Raw genomic sequence first — 15,633 nt, forward strand, 5'->3', positions numbered from 1 at the left:
GCTCCGCGTCTCCGCGCGAACAACTCTTGCGTCGCGTCGCTCGAACGCGCGACGCCGGCATCACACCTTCACCAGCCCGAGATCGATCAGGCTCCGCGCCGTATCGACGATCGATTCTTCGGGCGGGCGCATCTGCCAGCCCAGCAGCTCGCGCGCATGGGTCGAGTCGCCGTCGCGCACGCGGCCGAGTTCACCGGTGACCTGGCGCACCATCGGGTCGAACAGCGCGAACAGCCGGACGAGGAAATCGGGCAGATTGCGCGTCGGCACCTTGCGCGCCGCCGTGCCGAGCCGCGCGCGCAGCACACGGCCGACATCGGCCATCATATAGAAGGGACCCGAGGCGACGAAGCGTTCACCGGCCATGCCCGGTGCGTTGAGCGCGCGAACATGGAGATCGGCGACGTCGCGCACGTCGACGATACCGAAGCCGAGACGTGGATAGCCCGGCAACGCGCCCTCGAGCAGCTTCTTGACCATCTCGATCGATGGCGAGAAATCGTCGCTCCACACCGGACCGAGCACCGCCGCCGGGTTCACCGTGCAAAATTCCAGCGTGCCACCCTCGGCCGCCACCCAGTCGCGTGCGGCGCGCTCGGCGAGCGTCTTGGATTTGGGATAGGGCGAAATGTCCGGCGCGTCCGTCTTGCTCCAGTCCGCTTCGGTGAATCGCGTGCGACCCTCATGTCCATAGGCGATCGCCGCCATCGACGAGGTCATCACGAAACGCGTCACGCCCGCGTCGCGGGCGAAGCGCAGCGCCCGCACGGCGCCCTCGCGCGCCGGGACGATCAACTCGTCTTCATGCTTCACAGCATGCGGCGGGAAGGGAGAGGCAACATGCGCGACATGGCTGCACCCGGCAACCGCCTCGGCCCAGCCGGCATCGTCTGTCAGGTCGGCGGCGAAGAAGCGCAACTGCGCCTCGGGCACGCCGAGCAACGCGCGGACCCTGCTTTCCTTCGCCAGCGAACGGACCGTCGTGTTGATCGTCCAGCCCTCGGCTGCCAGCTGGCGAATGAGATAGCCGGCAATGTAACCGCTGCCGCCGGTGACCAGGATCGTGCCCGCCATGATACCCTCCTCCTATTGTCCTATTGTCGGAACGGGTTTTACATTGAAACCTAACACCCGCCAAGCCGAAACGCCTTGCTCCACCCCGGCCTCCTGCGGCACATCGCCACCATGTGCCTCGATCATCTTCCGCCCGACGATCGCCCCTGGCCACAGGCCGGCCGCGAACGGCTGATCGTACCCGCGCCGGTCGGCATCGTCGGCACCGGCCAGTCGACCGGCGAGCATGAGGCGCTCGCCCGGCTCGGCCCGGACACGGTGATGATGATGGGCGACAATCCGGCGCTGCCGCGCATGCCCGAGGCGCCAACGCTGCTCGATTTCTTCCGCCACCGGCTCACCGGCATAACCGGACGGCACCTGTTGGGTTCGGCCCGGCGTGCGCTCGACCAGGGGCATGACGAAAAGGTCGTGCTCGCCTGCCTGCTCCACGACATTTCCAACGCCTGCCTGATCCGCGCCGACCATGGTTATTGGGGGGCGCAGATGATCGCGCCCTATGTCGACCAAGAGGTCGCCTGGGCGGTGCAATATCACCAGGCCCTGCGCTACTTCGCCGACGAATCGGTCGGCTATGCCTATCCCGAAAGCTATGACCGCTTCTTCGGCGCGGATTTCGTCCCGCCCGATTATCTGCGCCGCGATGCCGAGCATGCGCGGAACCACCGCTGGTACATGACCGCGCGGATCGTGACGATCAACGACATCTATTTCTTCGACGATCTCGACGAGATGCCCGACCCGGAGATGTTCACCGATCTGATCGGGCGACATTTCCGCCAGCCGGTACAAGGCCTGGGCTTCGACGGATCGCCGACCGCGCATATGTGGCGTACGATGATCTGGCCAAACAATTTCCTGTGAGGACAACCCCGCAATGAGCGACGCCGAGCTGTATCCCGTCCCCGCCGAATGGGCGAAGCGCGCGCGGGTCGATGCGGCGGGCTATGAAAAGCTCTATGGCCGCAGCCTGGCCGATCCGGGCAGCTTCTGGCTCGAACAGGCGCGGCGGCTCGACTGGATCAAGCGGCCCGAGATCGCCGGCGACTGGTCGTTCGCCAAGCGCGACTTCCACATCAACTGGTTTTCCGACGGCCGCCTCAATGTCGCTGCCAATTGCCTCGACCGTCATCTCGCCAAGCGCGGTGATCAGGTTGCGCTGATCTGGGAACCGGATGCGCCGACCGATGAGCCGCGACGCTTCACCTATCGCCAGCTCCACGCCGAGGTGTGCCGCTTCGCCAATGTGCTCAAGGGCCAGGGCGTGGTGAAGGGCGATCGCGTCACGATCTACATGCCGATGATCCCCGAGGCGGCGTTCGCGATCCTGGCGTGCGCGCGGATCGGCGCGATCCATTCGGTGGTGTTCGGCGGCTTCTCGGCCGAGGCGCTGGCCGGGCGGATCGAGGATTGCCAGTCGCGCATCGTCGTCACCGCCGACGAGGGCCGACGCGGCGGCAAGCGCGTGCCGCTGAAGGCGGCGGTCGACGCGGCGACCGCGCATGCGCCCGGCCTCGAGACGGTCATCGTCGTGCGCGCGACGGGCGGCGACGTGACGATGACGCCGGGCCGCGACATCTGGTATCATGACGCCGCCGCGACGGTCGACGCGACCTGCCCGCCCGAGCCGATGGGCGCCGAGGACCCGCTGTTCATCCTCTATACCAGCGGCTCGACCGGGCAGCCCAAGGGCGTACTCCATAGCAGCGGCGGCTATCTGCTTTGGGCCAGCCTGACGCACGAACTGGCGTTCGACTATCGCGCCGGCGACGTGTGGTGGTGCGCTGCCGATATCGGCTGGGTTACCGGGCACAGCTATATCCTTTACGGCCCGCTCGCCAATGGCGCGACGACGCTAATGTATGAGGGCCTGCCCAACTGGCCCGACGCCAGCCGCATCTGGCAGGTGGTCGACCGCCACAAGGTCCACACCATCTTCACCGCGCCGACCGCGTTGCGTGCGCTGATGAAGGAAGGCGACGAGCCGGTAAAGGCGACCAGCCGCGCCTCGCTGAAGCTGCTCGGCACCGTCGGCGAGCCGATCAACCCCGAGGCGTGGCGCTGGTATCACGAGGTGGTCGGCGAAGGCCGCTGCCCGATCATCGACACCTGGTGGCAGACCGAGACCGGCGGCGCGATGATCGCCCCGCTGCCCGGCGCGACCGATCTCAAGCCCGGCTCTGCGACCCGGCCGCTGCCGGGGGTCGATCCGCAACTGGTCGATACCGAGGGCAAGGTGCTCAACGGTCCGACCGAGGGCAATCTCGTCATCGCGCGCAGCTGGCCGGGGCAGATGCGCACGGTGTGGGGCGATCACGAGCGCTTCTTCCAGACCTATTTCACGACCTATCCGGGCAAATATTTCACCGGCGACGGCTGTCGCCGCGACGCCGACGGCTATTACTGGATCACCGGCCGCGTCGACGACGTGATCAACGTCTCGGGCCACCGCATGGGCACCGCCGAGGTCGAATCCGCGCTGGTGCTGCACCCCAAGGTCGCCGAGGCCGCCGTCGTCGGCATGCCGCACGACATCAAGGGCCAGGGCATCTATGCCTATGTCACGCTCAATTCGGGCGAGACGTCATCGGAAGAGCTGCGCGTCGAACTGCGCAACTGGGTGCGCACCGAGATCGGGCCGATCGCGACGCCCGACGCGCTGCAATTCGCGCCCGGCCTGCCCAAGACGCGATCGGGAAAAATCATGCGCCGCATCCTGCGCAAGATCGCCGAGGGCGATGTCTCCTCACTGGGCGATACCAGCACGCTGGCCGACCCCGCGGTGGTGGACGATCTGGTGGCGAACCGGGTGGGGTGAGCGGGGCGCTATTCGCCGCATTTTACGAGAATTGGGTTGAGAGGCCGGCCACCGGAGCGACGCGGAGGGCGTAAGCAGCGGCGGCGGCTGGGGCCTGCCAGTTGAGCAACCACCTCTTATTGCGTCCGATATGTCAGCAAGACAGCCCCGCTCGATTGACATAATAAAATGACGCGCTCGCCTCCGAACGTCCGTCCGGGGCCGGCATCCATAACGGTCCACACCCCATTTTTCAGCGTCGCCGTGAGCGGAAGAGTAACCGTATTCTTGCTGTATATCGCAACTAAATAGACAAGCCCCAAAGATTTGGCGCGCTCGGCGTCGTTGACGACACCCCCCTTCACCGGGAGCGGTCGCCACCCTGCAAGAGGCGCAGGTCCACATTCCCGGCCCTTGGATACCTCCAGAACTCTGTCCATATCCTGCCGAAAGGTGTCCGGCGCGACACCGTTGGACGCTTTTGGGTCATACGGACTTGAGCACGCGCCCAGCATCGCGACAACGAAAACGCTGGCCAAACGTATCATTACCATACTCCTCGTCAGAGCCAGCCGAACCTAGGCAATACCAGCACTCTGGCCGATCCGGCAGTGTTCGATGACCTCTGGCGAACCGTTTCCGATAGCCCCAAGGGACAATTGCGGGGATTCCGCATCACCGCTATGTAACGGCAATACAGTTTCAACACAGGGGATTTCTTCGATGCGTTTCGCTTCTTCCGTTCGTCTCGCCGCGGGCGTGGCGGTCATCGCGCTGGCCGGCGCGGCGCTGTCGCATCCCGCCAAACCGGCCGCGCCCAAGGCGCGCTACGGCACCTTCGGCGTCGACCTGACGTCGCAGGATGCGGCGATCAAGCCGGGCGACGATTTCTGGAGCTTCGCCAATGGCAGCTGGGCCAAGCGCACCGAGATCCCGGCCGACAAGGGCTCGGTCGGTTATGGCAACATCCTGAACGACGAAGCCGAGGCCAATGTTCGCAGCATCCTCGACGACATGGCCGCCAATCCGGCCAAATATGGCGCGGTCGGCAAGCAGGTCGGCGATTTCTATGCCAGCTGGATGGACACCGCCGGGATCGAGGCGCGCGGCACCGCGCCGCTCAAGCCCTATCTCGCCAAGATCGCCGCGGTGAACGACCTGACCGGCCTGCAGACGCTGTTCGCCAGCACGGGATATGAGTCACCGGTCGGGGTGGGGATCATCCCCAATCTTGCCGACCCGACGCATTATACCGCCGCCGTCGGCCAGGGCGGACTCGGCCTGCCGCGCGATTACTATCTGCTCGAGGGCGAGAAGTATGACGGCTATCGCAAGGCCTATCGCGCCTATATCCAGCAGATGCAGGAACTCGCCGGCATCCCCGATGCCGCGGCGAAAGCCGAGGCGATCTTCGCGCTCGAAACCGCGATGGCCAAGGACCAATGGTCGCCCGAACAGAGCCGCGACATCGCCAAGCTCAACGACCCCGAGACGGTCGAAGGGCTGAAGAAGAAGGCGCCCGAGTTCGACTGGGCGCTGATGCTCAAGACCGCCGGCGTCGATTCGTCGCCGACCGTGCTGATGACCAACAACACCGCGATCACCGCGATGGGCAAGATCATGGTCGCGACGCCGCTGCAGACGTGGAAGGACTATATCGCCTTCCACTTCGTCAGCGACCATGCGAGCCAGTTGCCCAAGGCGTTCGACGACGCACGTTTCGACTTCTATTCGAAGACCATCTCCGGCGTGCAGGTTCAGCGCGATCGCTGGAAGCGCGGCGTGCAGCTGATGAACGGCTCGCTCGGCGAAGCCGTCGGCCAGATCTATGTGCAGCGTTACTTCCCTGCCTCGAGCAAGGCCAAGATGACCGAGCTGATCGAGAATCTGCGCGGCGCCTATCAGACCCGCATCAGCGGCAGCAGCTGGATGGACCCGAAGACCAAGCAGGCGGCGCTGGTCAAGCTCGCCGCGTTCGAGCCGCGCATTGGCTATCCGGTCAAGTTCATCGACTATGCGTCGCTGCAGGTCGATCGCACCGACCTGCTCGGCAATGCGATGCGCACCGAGGAGTTCAACCACCAGCTGCAGCTGCAGCGCTTCGTCAAGCCGGTCGACCGCCAGTTGTGGAACATGACGCCGCAGACGGTGAACGCCTATTACAACCCGCTGGCTAACCAGATCACCTTCCCGGCCGCGATCCTCCAGCCGCCCTATTTCGATCCCAATGCCGACCCGGCGGTGAACTATGGCGCGATCGGTGCGATCATCGGCCATGAGATGGGCCATGGCTTCGACGACCAGGGCAGCCAGTTCGGCCCGACCGGCAAGTTCGAGAATTGGTGGTCGCCCGAGGCCAAGGAGGCCTTCAAGAAGCGCACCGCCGCACTGTCGGCGCAATATGACGCCTATGAACCGGTTCCCGGCACGCACATCAAGGGCGGGCTCACGCTGGGCGAGAATATCGGCGATCTCGGCGGGGTCGAGGCGGCCTATGCCGCGTTCCAGCGCTATCAGGAAAAGCATGGCAAGGCGCCGGTGATCGACGGGCTGACCGGCGACCAGCGCTTTTTCCTCGCCTATGCCCAGGCCTGGCAGGCCAAGGTCCGCGAAGGCGCGCAACGCACGCAGTTGCTGACCGACCCGCACTCGCCGGCCAAGTTCCGCGTCAACGGCATCGTCCGCAACGTCGACGCGTGGTACAAGGCGTTCAACATCCAGCCGGGCGACAAGATGTACCTGCCGCCCGAGCAGCGCGTACACATCTGGTAACATCGGATGATGGACAGCCTCCCCGGTCCGGCGCAAAATGCCGGCCGGGGAGAGATGCCATGACGACGACAATCGATTTGCGGCCGCTGGCCGAGCATTGCGGTGCCGAGGCACTGGGCGTCGATCTGCGCACGATCGACGATGACGGCATGGCGACGATCCGGCAGGCCGTCGCCGAGCGCGGCGTGCTGTTCGTCCGCGACCAGCAGCTGACGCCGGAAGACCACATCGCCTTTGCGCGGCGCTGGGGCATGATCGACGTCAACAACTACTTCCCCGCCAATGGCGGCCACCCCGAGATCGCCGAGGTGCGCAAGAGCGAGGGCCAGACGACCAATATCGGCGGCGGCTGGCACACCGACCACAGCTATGACCAGGTCCCGGCAATGGGATCGATCCTGCTCGCCCGCGAGACCCCGCCGAGCGGCGGCGACACGCTGTTCGCCAGCATGGGCGCGGCCTATGGCGCGCTGTCACCGGGCTTGCAGAAGACGCTCGAAGGGCTGCGCGCGGTGCATAGCGCCGACCATATCTACGGCCATGACGGCATCTATGCGAAGACCGACCAAGCCGCCGACCTCAAGGGCCATGACATCCACGCCGCGGCCGTCCACCCAGCGGTGATCCGCCACCCGGTGACCGGGCGCAAGCTGCTCTACGTCAACCCCGCCTTCACCTTGTTCTTCGAAGGCTGGACGCGCGAGGAGAGCATGCCGCTGCTCGCCTATCTCTACGGCGTGGCGATGCGCGACGAATTCCAGTGCCGGCTGCAATGGGCGCCGGGCTCGCTCGCGGTGTGGGACAATCGCGCGACCTGGCATTTCGCGATGAACGACTATCACGGCCACCGCCGGCTGATGCACCGCATTACGATTTCCGGGGTGCCGCTGGAATAGGTTCGGCGCAATGACGGGCGGGCTGATCTTAAAGGTCGAAGCCCTCAGAAACGTCCATCGCATGATGCAGGACCCGCATGATGCGCACCTTGCCATCGACGAGGCGATAGAAAATCCGATGCTGTCGGTGGCTGATCCGGCGCAGTCCCGAACGGATCTCGTCGGCCGCGGCGCCCGCCATCGGGTGGCGCGACAAAAGGTCGAAGACCTCCTCGAAGCTGAAGAAATACTCGGCCGCGATCTCCTCGCCGTAGCGGATGCGGCTATAGCTCAGTATTTCGTCGAGATCGGCGTCAGCCGGCCCCGTCCGCTCAAGCGGCGTCACGGCGCGTTCGGTTCGCCTCGTAAATGTCCCGCAGACTGCGCTCGCTGACCGGCGCGTCCCATGCCTGATCGATCGCCGCGCGCAAGCGGGCAAGTTTGTCGGCATTATCCTGCTCGCGCCTGATCAGCTCACGAACATAGTCGCTGGCCGACGCGTAGCGGCCTTCCTCGACCATCCGATCGAGCCATTCCTTGAGCGCCGGCGGCAGCGAGATATTCACTTGTGCCATTGGCGGATCCTACACTTTCGCGCGGATTTGCACAAGATCAGCGCAGCAGCACCAACTCCTCCGCCATGCTCGGATGGAGCGCGACGGTGTCGTCGAACGCCTGTTTGGTGAGACCCGCCTTGACCGCGATCGCCGCCGCTTGGAGGATTTCGGGCGCGTCGGGGCCGATCATGTGCAACCCGACGACGCGGTCGGTCACGCCGTCGCATACCATCTTGTAGAGCGATCGCTCGTTGCGGCCGGCGAGCACGTTCTTCATCGGGCGGAAGTCGGAGGTGTAGACCTTGACCGAGCCGAGCTTGTTCTTGGCCTGGCTCTCGGTCATGCCGACGCCGGCCATCGGCGGATGGCTGAACACCGCAGAGGGGATGTTCTCGTAATCGACCCGGCTGGGCTTGTTGCCGAACAGCGTGTCGGCAAAGGCCTGGCCCTCGCGAATGGCGACCGGCGTCAGCTGTACGCGATTGGTCACGTCGCCGACAGCGTAGATGCTCGGGCAGGTCGAGCGATTGTCCTCATCGACCTTGATCGCGCCCTTCTCGTCGATCTCGACCCCGGCGCTTTCGAGGCCCAGCCCCTTGGTGTTCGGGTCGCGGCCGGTGGCGAACATCACGCAATCGGCGGTCATGGGCTCGTGCCCGCTCATCGCCACCGTCAGCGTGCCGTCCTCGTTCTTCGTAATGCCCTGGAACCCGGCATGGAAGCGGAACTCGATCCCCTTCATCATCGAGATCTGCAGCAGCCGGTCGCGGATCTGCTCGTCATAGCCGCGCAGGATCACGTCGCTGCGGTTGATCAGCGTGACATGGGCCCCGAGCTGATGGAAGATCCCGGCGAATTCGTTGGCGATATAGCCGGCGCCGGCGATCAGGATGCGCTTGGGCACGGCGTCGAGGTGGAACGCCTCGTTCGAGGTGATGCCATGTTCGTTGCCCGGGCAGGTCGGCACCGACGGCGTCGCGCCGGTCGCGACGAGGATCGTCCTGGCGGTCACGGTACGGCCGTCGCCGAGCTTCAACTCGTGCGGGCCGGTAATCTCGGCGCGCTCGTTGATGATCTCGACGCCGTTATTCTCCAGCGTCTCGGTATAGGCGCCGTTGATCCGGTCGACCTCTTCGAAGACGTTGGCGGTCAGCACCTTCCAGTCGAATTCGCATTCCGGGACCTTCCAGCCGAAGCGCCGCGCATCGGCGAGGTCCTCGGCGAAGTGCGCGCCGTAGACGAGCAGCTTCTTGGGCACGCAGCCGCGGATGACGCAGGTGCCGCCGACGCGATATTCCTCGGCCACCGCGACCTTGGCGCCATGCGCCGCCGCGACGCGCGAGGCGCGCGTGCCGCCCGAACCGGCACCGATGACGAACAGGTCATAGTCGTAGTTGGTCACTTCAGCCTCCGTTCGCCCTGAGCCTGTCGAAGGGTTGTCCTTCTTCTTGCCGGGCGGAAATGTAACTGCAGGGCTTCGACAGGCTCAGCCCGAGCGGGAAAAGATCGTCTCAGCCGAAAGCGCGCTTTATCAGGTCGGCGGTCGAGACGTCGAAGTCCCCGCCACCCTTATCCGCCGCCTTGGCCATTTCCTTGCCGAGTTCGACGCCGAACTGGTCGAACGAATTGATGCCGAGCAGCACACCGCTGACGAATACGCGGTGCTCGTAGAAGGCGATCAGCGCACCGAGCGAGCGCGCATCGAGATCGTCGAGCAGGATCGTCGTCGAGGGCCGGTCGCCGGGATAGCTGCGCGCGAGGTCGGCGTCGTTGGCGCGGCCCTTCATCAGCGCGGCGCCCTGCGCAAAGGCGTTGAGCAGCAGCTGGCGGTGATGTTCCTCGGCCTGGGTATCGCCGGGCTCGATCGTCGCGATGAACTCGACCGGCACGAGATGCGTGCCCTGGTGAAGCAGCTGGAACACGGCATGCTGCGCGTCGGTGCCGACCCCGCCCCAGGTAATCGGCGCGCTCGGCCGGTCGAGCTTCGTGCCGTCGGTGGTGACGCCCTTGCCGTTCGATTCCATCTCCAATTGCTGGAGATAGGAGGGCAACAGGCGCAACCGCTCGTCATAGGCGAAGGTCGCGCGCGTTTCGCAGTGGCGGACCTGGGTGTAATAGAGATCGGCGAAGGCGGCGAGGACCGGGGCGTTCTCGTGCAGCGCGGTGAGCCGGAAATGGCGGTCCATCTCGGCGGCGCCTTCGAGCAGTTCCTGGAAACAATCCCAGCCCAGCCCGAGCGCGGCGGGAAAGCCGATCGACGACCAGAGCGAATAACGCCCGCCAACCGAGTCTAGGAACGGCAGCACGCGCGTTTCATCGACACCCCAGGCAATCGCCTTGTCGGGCTCGGCGGTGAGCGCGACGACACGGCCATAGACGTCGTCGACGCCATGCTCGCTCATCCATTGCAGCACCGAATCGGCGTTGAGCAGCGTCTCGGTGGTGGTGAAGGTCTTCGAGGCGATCACCAGCAGCGTGGCGGCGGGATCGAACCTGGCGAACACCTCCTCAAGCGCGACGCCGTCGACGTTCGAGACGATCGCGACGTCGTAACGCTCGGTCTCGCGGCCGAGCGCATCGACCAGCAGATGCGGCCCGAGCGCCGAACCGCCGATGCCGACATGCAGGACGTGGCGGACCGGACCGAGCGCATCGCCCTCGATCGCATCGATCAGCGCCCGCATCCGGTCGTGCAGCGCCTGCGCCTGGGCGACGATCTCGGCGTCACCCTCGCCGCGCTCCATCGTGTGCGTGACGGCCCGGCCTTCGGTGACATTGACCTTCTCGCCGGCGAACAGCGCCTCGCGCCGCGCGGCGAGGCCTTGCGCCTTGGCGAGCTTCTCGAACGCGGTGACCGCCTCGCTGGTCAGATGCGTCTTGGACCAGTCGAAATGGATGCCGGCAATATCGAGCGTGAAGCGCGACAGCCGCTCGGCATCGGCGGCGAACAGCGCTTCGAGGCGCTCCTGCGGCAAGGCTTCGATCGCGCTCCAGTCGGCGGTCATCATCTCGTCTCCACTGTCAGGCGGCGGACATAGGGAGGCGGGAGCCGTAGCGCCACCGCCGATCGCGTCCCATGTACCGACATTGGCACCGCGCCCCGCGCTTGACGCGGCACGCGACCTAGCGCAACCCCCGCTTCATGGCCGAAACCGACATACCAGGCGAACCCGTCGCCACCGCCACGACCGTCACGGCGCCGAAGCCCAAGTCGGAGACGCGCGAGACGCTCACCTTCCTGCTCAAGCTCGGGCTTGCGGTGGCGATCTTCCGCAGCTTCTTCTTCTCGCCCTTCTTTATTCCGTCGCAGTCGATGCTGCCGCGGCTCTATGTCGGCGACTATCTGTTCATCTCGAAGTGGAATTACGGCTATTCGCGCTGGTCGCTGCCGTTCGGCGTGCCGCTGATCCCGGGTCGCCTGTTCGGCGGGACGCCGGCGCGCGGCGACGTGGTGGTGTTCCGCGGGCCCCCGGGCGAGGATCACGACGTGATCAAGCGCGTCATCGGCCTGCCGGGCGACACGATCCAGGTGACGCACGGCCAGCTCATCCTCAACGGCGTGGCGGTACCCAAGGTGCCGGTGGCCGATTTCACCATCCCGCTCTCGCCCAATTACAGCGACCCGCTCCCCGGCGACGACGGCTGCCAGGCGCAGTTTCGCGACGTCCTCAACAATGTCCCGATCTGCCGCTACAAGCAGTTCCATGAGACGCTGCCCGGCGGCGTCGGCTATGATGTGCTAGATCGCGGCGAAAACCCGCCGGCGGACGACACCAAGGTCTACAACGTCCCGGCCGGCCACGTCTTCGTGATGGGCGACAATCGCGACGACAGCGGCGACAGCCGTTTCCCCGCGCCCAACGATGTGATGCCCGGTGAATCCGCCGGCATGGGCTATGTCCCGCTCGACCATGTCGAGGGCAAGGCACTGTTCACCTTCTGGTCGACCGACGGCTCGGCATCGTGGGTGCTGCCCTGGACGTGGTTCACCGCCGCGCGCTGGAGCCGCATGGGCAAGGGCTTTTGAGGGGCCGTGCCGTTGAGTGACGGTCTCGCCGGCTGGATCACCACCACCACCGGCCACACGCCTGCCGACCCGGAGCTGTTCGCACGCGCGCTGACGCATGGCAGCCAGGGCGCGGCGAATTACGAGCGGCTCGAATTTCTCGGCGACCGCGTGCTCGGCCTGGTCGTCGCGGAATGGCTCACCGAACTGTTTCCCGGCGAGGCGGAGGGTGCGCTGTCGAAGCGGCTGCACGCGCTTGTCTCGGGCGCGGTGTGCGCCGATGTGGCGCGCAGCCTTGGCGTGGGCGGGCTGTTGCGGCTCGGCAAGCAGGCGCGCGACGATGGCGCGGGCGACAGCGACAATGTGCTGGGCGACGCGATGGAGTCGCTGATCGGCGCACTTTATCTCGACGCCGGGCTGGCGGTCGTGCGCGACTTCATCCGCCGCGCCTGGGGCGACCGCGTGTCGCGCGAGAGCAAGGCGCCGCAGCACCCCAAATCGGCGCTGCTCGAATGGGCGGCGGCGCACAAGCGCCGTGCCCCGACCTATGAGGTGATCGACCGCTCGGGGCCCGACCATGCCCCGCGCTTCACGGTCAAGGCGGCGATCGGCACCTTCGCCGACGCCAGTGCGACTGGCAGCTCGAAGCAGGAAGCCGAGACCGCGGCAGCGGCGGCATTGCTCGAGAAGCTGGAGTAGCGCGTCACCTCGGACTTGTTCCGGGGACCGGCGTGCCGCATGAGTGGCGGCAGACGGACCAGCGCTCCAACCCCGGCGAAGGCCGGCCCATAGTAGCTGGCCATGAGTGACATGCGGCGGCGCATCATCGCCGATGCGTCCCAACTGGGCCCCGGCCTTCGCCGGGGAGGGAAACTACACCAACGCCGGAGACAAATCCGGGGTGACAGGACAAGTGAACATGACGGAACAACATTGCGGCCTGGTCGCGGTCCTCGGGGCGCCCAATGCGGGCAAGTCGACCCTGGTCAATGCGCTGGTCGGGCAGAAGGTGGCGATCGTCAGCCCCAAGGCACAGACGACACGGGCGCGGTTGCTCGGCGTGGCGATCGAGGGTGAGACGCAGCTGCTGCTGGTCGACACCCCCGGCATCTTCGAGCCCAAACGGCGGCTCGACCGCGCGATGGTCGCCGCCGCCTGGGGCGGGACCGAGGGCGCCGACGTGCTCGCGCTGGTGGTCGATGCCAAGGGCGGCATTCCGGCGAAGGTCAGCGAGATCGCCAGCGGCCTGAAGGGGCGGCACGAGACCAAGTACCTGATCCTCAACAAGGTCGACATCGCCGACAAGGCGCGGCTGCTGGTCCATGCCGAGAAGCTCAACGCGCTGGCCGACTTCAGCGAGACCTTCTTCGTCAGCGCCTCGACCGGCGATGGCGTGGCCGAACTCAAGCGCGCGCTCGCCGCGCGGATGCCGGCGGCGCATTGGCATTACCCGGAGGACCAGGTGTCCGACGCGAGCGAGCGCGCCATGGCCGCCGAGGTGACGCGCGAGCAGCTCTATCTGCAACTCCATGCCGAGCTGCCTTATGCCAGCGCGATCGAGACCGAGAGCTTCAAGGAGCGCGAGGACGGCTCGGTCGAGATCCACCAGCAGATCATGGTCGAGCGCCCGACGCAGCGCGCGATCGTGCTCGGCAAGGGCGGCACGCGGATCCGCGAGATCGGCGCCCGCGCGCGCGCCGAGCTCGGCATCATGCTCGACCGGCCGGTGCATCTCTACCTTCACGTGAAAGTAAGACCGGGCTGGGATGATGAGCGCGACATGTATCGCGAAATGGGGCTGGACTGGGTCGAATGAGCAGAATCGTGAAGGCGGCGATCGTCCAGGCGGCGCCGGTGCCGCTGGCGATCGGCCATGGCATTACCCAGCTGATCGAGATGGTCGGCGACGCTGCCGATGTCGGCGCGGAGATCGTCGCGTTCGGCGAGACCTTTCTCGGCGGCTATCCGCTGTGGCTCGACGAGGCCCCGGGCGCCGCGATCTGGGACCATCGCGGCACGCAGGCGCTGCACGCGATCCTGCTCGATCAGGCGCTGCGGCGTGGCGACCCGCGTCTTCTGCCGCTCCAGGCGCTGGTCGAGAAGACCGGCATCCTCGTTTCGGTCGGCGCGCATGAGCGCGTGCGCGGCAGCCTGTTCAACACGCAATATCTCTTCCGGCCGAAACAGCCGCCGCTGCTCCACCGCAAGCTGGTGCCGACGCACGGCGAGCGGCTGATCTGGGGGCGCGGCGATGGCGCGACGCTCGGCGTGCACGAGGCGCCATGGGGCGGCGTCGGATCGCTGATCTGCTGGGAGCATTGGATGCCGTTCGCGCGCGCCGCGATGCATCATGCCGGCGAGGCGGTGCATGTCGCGGCATGGCCGAGCGTGCGCGAGATGTACGGCATCGCGTCGCGGCATTATGCCTTTGAAGGTCGCTGCTTCGTGCTCGCCGCGGGCACGATCCAGCACCGCGCCGACCTGCTCAAGGGGCTCGCACTGGTTGGTGGCGACCCCGATGCCGAAGCATTGCTGATGGGCCTGCCCGACGGCGTGCTGCAGACCGGGGGCAGCATGATCATCGCGCCCGACGGGACGGTGCTTGCCGCCGGCGACAGCGAACCCGACCTGCTGATCGCCGATCTCGACCTGTCGATGATCGGACGCGGGCTGACGTCGCTCGATACCGACGGGCATTATGCGCGGCCCGACATCTTCGAGCTGCATGTCGACCGCCGCGCGCGCGAGGGCTTCGCCGTGGCGGAGAACGGGTTGAAGCCGATCTGATAGCGGGGCGGCCGGTCGCTCTGTTATCCCTGTTCTGTCTGTTCGTTATTTTTTCGCCCCTGTTCCGCAGGCGGCGCGCGGCGGATTGTGCGTGGTTAAAGTATGATATTTCAATTGATTGAACGGGACGGCCGGACGCGGAATCAGTTCCATCGGAACAGGACGCTAACAGAGGCGAAACAGCGCCGGTAACAGCAACGGAACAGAGCGTAACAGAGGGCGGAACAGAGCGGCCGCGCGCCGCCGCAGCGGCTTCGTTCGGTGCATCGACGATGAGAAAGATCGGTCCCGGTTGGCCGGGCAGGATGCGTGCCTGGCATAAAGGGCGGCATCGTTGAATCATGCCGGCGGGGCTGCGCAGCTTTGTTCACGCGAAGGCGCGACGATGGGCCAAATCGCCTGATGCCCGGCGTTCGCGCGTGGCGGGCGTGATTGCTTCACGCGGAGACGCGGAGACGCGGAGATTTGCGCCGCCGATGATTGTTGTTCGCGACCCACCGTCTTGATCGCTCGGGCCGAAAACGCCTCTTGAGCAGGAAGACATCTCAGCCCGTTCGTTTCGAGCGCAGTCGAGAAACCTGGCGGAGCGTTTGTTGCCGTTTCTCCACTGCGCTCGAAACGAACGGGGCAAGGTGAGATCATCCCGCGCTAGAGCGCGATGCGTTTAATCTGACGCATATCCTGCATGTTTGAGGAAGTTCCAGCATTCCTCGGGTGTGTAGAGATCGCAGATGTTGCCGACGGCGCGCCATAGATCGTCGATCG

13 protein-coding genes are annotated in these 15,633 nt (G+C 65.9%); 8 read left to right on the top strand and 5 right to left on the bottom strand.

What is annotated here, in order from left to right; genetic code table 11:
- Window positions 1–60: 60 nt before the first annotated feature.
- Entirely contained in the window at window positions 61–1,074 is a 1,014-nt protein-coding gene (locus U1839_RS20630; RefSeq protein ID WP_332805453.1) for an NAD-dependent epimerase/dehydratase family protein, read from the bottom strand.
- 111 nt (window positions 1,075–1,185) lie between these two features.
- On the opposite strand from U1839_RS20630, the gene U1839_RS20635 reads away from it, so the two are divergent.
- From U1839_RS20635 to U1839_RS20650, 4 genes are all read left to right on the top strand, one after another.
- Window positions 1,186–1,938 carry a hypothetical protein gene (locus tag U1839_RS20635; RefSeq protein ID WP_332805454.1) on the top strand — a complete coding sequence of 251 codons (753 nt, stop codon included), beginning with the start codon at window positions 1,186–1,188 and terminating at the stop codon, window positions 1,936–1,938.
- A 13-nt stretch (window positions 1,939–1,951) separates the two neighbouring features.
- The gene (gene acs, locus U1839_RS20640) at window positions 1,952–3,892 is read left to right on the top strand and encodes an acetate--CoA ligase (RefSeq protein WP_332805455.1); all 1,941 of its coding nucleotides are present in this window, start codon (window positions 1,952–1,954) and stop codon (window positions 3,890–3,892) included.
- A 702-nt stretch (window positions 3,893–4,594) separates the two neighbouring features.
- Complete coding sequence (locus U1839_RS20645; protein WP_332805456.1) at window positions 4,595–6,643, top strand: M13 family metallopeptidase; 2,049 nt, start codon at window positions 4,595–4,597, stop codon at window positions 6,641–6,643.
- A 59-nt stretch (window positions 6,644–6,702) separates the two neighbouring features.
- Window positions 6,703–7,539, top strand: coding sequence for a TauD/TfdA dioxygenase family protein (locus U1839_RS20650; protein ID WP_332805457.1), 837 nt, complete (start codon window positions 6,703–6,705; stop codon window positions 7,537–7,539).
- 28 nt (window positions 7,540–7,567) lie between these two features.
- On the opposite strand, the gene U1839_RS20655 is transcribed toward U1839_RS20650, so the two are convergent.
- The 4 genes from U1839_RS20655 to pgi form a co-directional block, all read right to left on the bottom strand.
- Window positions 7,568–7,864 (bottom strand): type II toxin-antitoxin system RelE/ParE family toxin, encoded by a 297-nt coding sequence (locus U1839_RS20655; protein WP_332805458.1) that lies wholly within the window; start codon window positions 7,862–7,864, stop codon window positions 7,568–7,570.
- Window positions 7,851–8,093 (bottom strand): type II toxin-antitoxin system ParD family antitoxin, encoded by a 243-nt coding sequence (locus U1839_RS20660; protein ID WP_332805459.1) that lies wholly within the window; start codon window positions 8,091–8,093, stop codon window positions 7,851–7,853. Before U1839_RS20660 ends, U1839_RS20655 begins: the two co-directional genes overlap by 14 nt.
- Before the next feature lie 37 nt (window positions 8,094–8,130).
- Window positions 8,131–9,477, bottom strand: a complete 1,347-nt coding sequence (gene gor, locus U1839_RS20665; RefSeq protein ID WP_332805460.1) for a glutathione-disulfide reductase — start codon at window positions 9,475–9,477, stop codon at window positions 8,131–8,133.
- 109 nt (window positions 9,478–9,586) lie between these two features.
- Complete coding sequence (pgi, locus tag U1839_RS20670) at window positions 9,587–11,080, bottom strand: glucose-6-phosphate isomerase (RefSeq protein ID WP_332805461.1); 1,494 nt, start codon at window positions 11,078–11,080, stop codon at window positions 9,587–9,589.
- A gap of 137 nt (window positions 11,081–11,217) precedes the next feature.
- Here pgi and lepB point away from each other — a divergent pair, with 137 nt between their 5' ends.
- The 4 genes from lepB (at window position 11,218) to U1839_RS20690 (ending at window position 14,868) form a co-directional block, all read left to right on the top strand.
- Window positions 11,218–12,102, top strand: coding sequence for a signal peptidase I (gene lepB / locus U1839_RS20675; protein WP_332805462.1), 885 nt, complete (start codon window positions 11,218–11,220; stop codon window positions 12,100–12,102).
- 36 nt (window positions 12,103–12,138) lie between these two features.
- Window positions 12,139–12,780: a ribonuclease III gene (gene rnc / locus U1839_RS20680; RefSeq protein WP_332805469.1), complete on the top strand. Its 642-nt coding sequence runs from the start codon at window positions 12,139–12,141 to the stop codon at window positions 12,778–12,780.
- A gap of 220 nt (window positions 12,781–13,000) precedes the next feature.
- Window positions 13,001–13,897 carry a GTPase Era gene (era, locus tag U1839_RS20685; protein WP_332805463.1) on the top strand — a complete coding sequence of 299 codons (897 nt, stop codon included), beginning with the start codon at window positions 13,001–13,003 and terminating at the stop codon, window positions 13,895–13,897.
- Window positions 13,894–14,868: a carbon-nitrogen hydrolase family protein gene (locus U1839_RS20690; RefSeq protein WP_332805464.1), complete on the top strand. Its 975-nt coding sequence runs from the start codon at window positions 13,894–13,896 to the stop codon at window positions 14,866–14,868. Before era ends, U1839_RS20690 begins: the two co-directional genes overlap by 4 nt.
- The last annotated feature ends 765 nt before the right edge of the window (window positions 14,869–15,633 follow it).

Origin of the sequence: Parasphingomonas halimpatiens (assembly GCF_036663795.1) — a bacterium.
Lineage (GTDB): Bacteria > Pseudomonadota > Alphaproteobacteria > Sphingomonadales > Sphingomonadaceae > Sphingomonas.

Coding starts and splice junctions, on each gene's coding strand:
- U1839_RS20645 (WP_332805456.1), top strand. CDS start 4,595: ATGCGTTTCGCTTCTTCCGTTCGTCTCGCCGCGGGCGTGGCGGTCATC.
- U1839_RS20690 (WP_332805464.1), top strand. CDS start 13,894: ATGAGCAGAATCGTGAAGGCGGCGATCGTCCAGGCGGCGCCGGTGCCG.
- U1839_RS20650 (WP_332805457.1), top strand. CDS start 6,703: ATGACGACGACAATCGATTTGCGGCCGCTGGCCGAGCATTGCGGTGCC.
- U1839_RS20630 (WP_332805453.1), bottom strand. CDS start 1,074: ATGGCGGGCACGATCCTGGTCACCGGCGGCAGCGGTTACATTGCCGGC.
- acs (WP_332805455.1), top strand. CDS start 1,952: ATGAGCGACGCCGAGCTGTATCCCGTCCCCGCCGAATGGGCGAAGCGC.
- U1839_RS20635 (WP_332805454.1), top strand. CDS start 1,186: ATGTGCCTCGATCATCTTCCGCCCGACGATCGCCCCTGGCCACAGGCC.
- era (WP_332805463.1), top strand. CDS start 13,001: ATGACGGAACAACATTGCGGCCTGGTCGCGGTCCTCGGGGCGCCCAAT.
- lepB (WP_332805462.1), top strand. CDS start 11,218: ATGGCCGAAACCGACATACCAGGCGAACCCGTCGCCACCGCCACGACC.
- U1839_RS20660 (WP_332805459.1), bottom strand. CDS start 8,093: ATGGCACAAGTGAATATCTCGCTGCCGCCGGCGCTCAAGGAATGGCTC.
- pgi (WP_332805461.1), bottom strand. CDS start 11,080: ATGACCGCCGACTGGAGCGCGATCGAAGCCTTGCCGCAGGAGCGCCTC.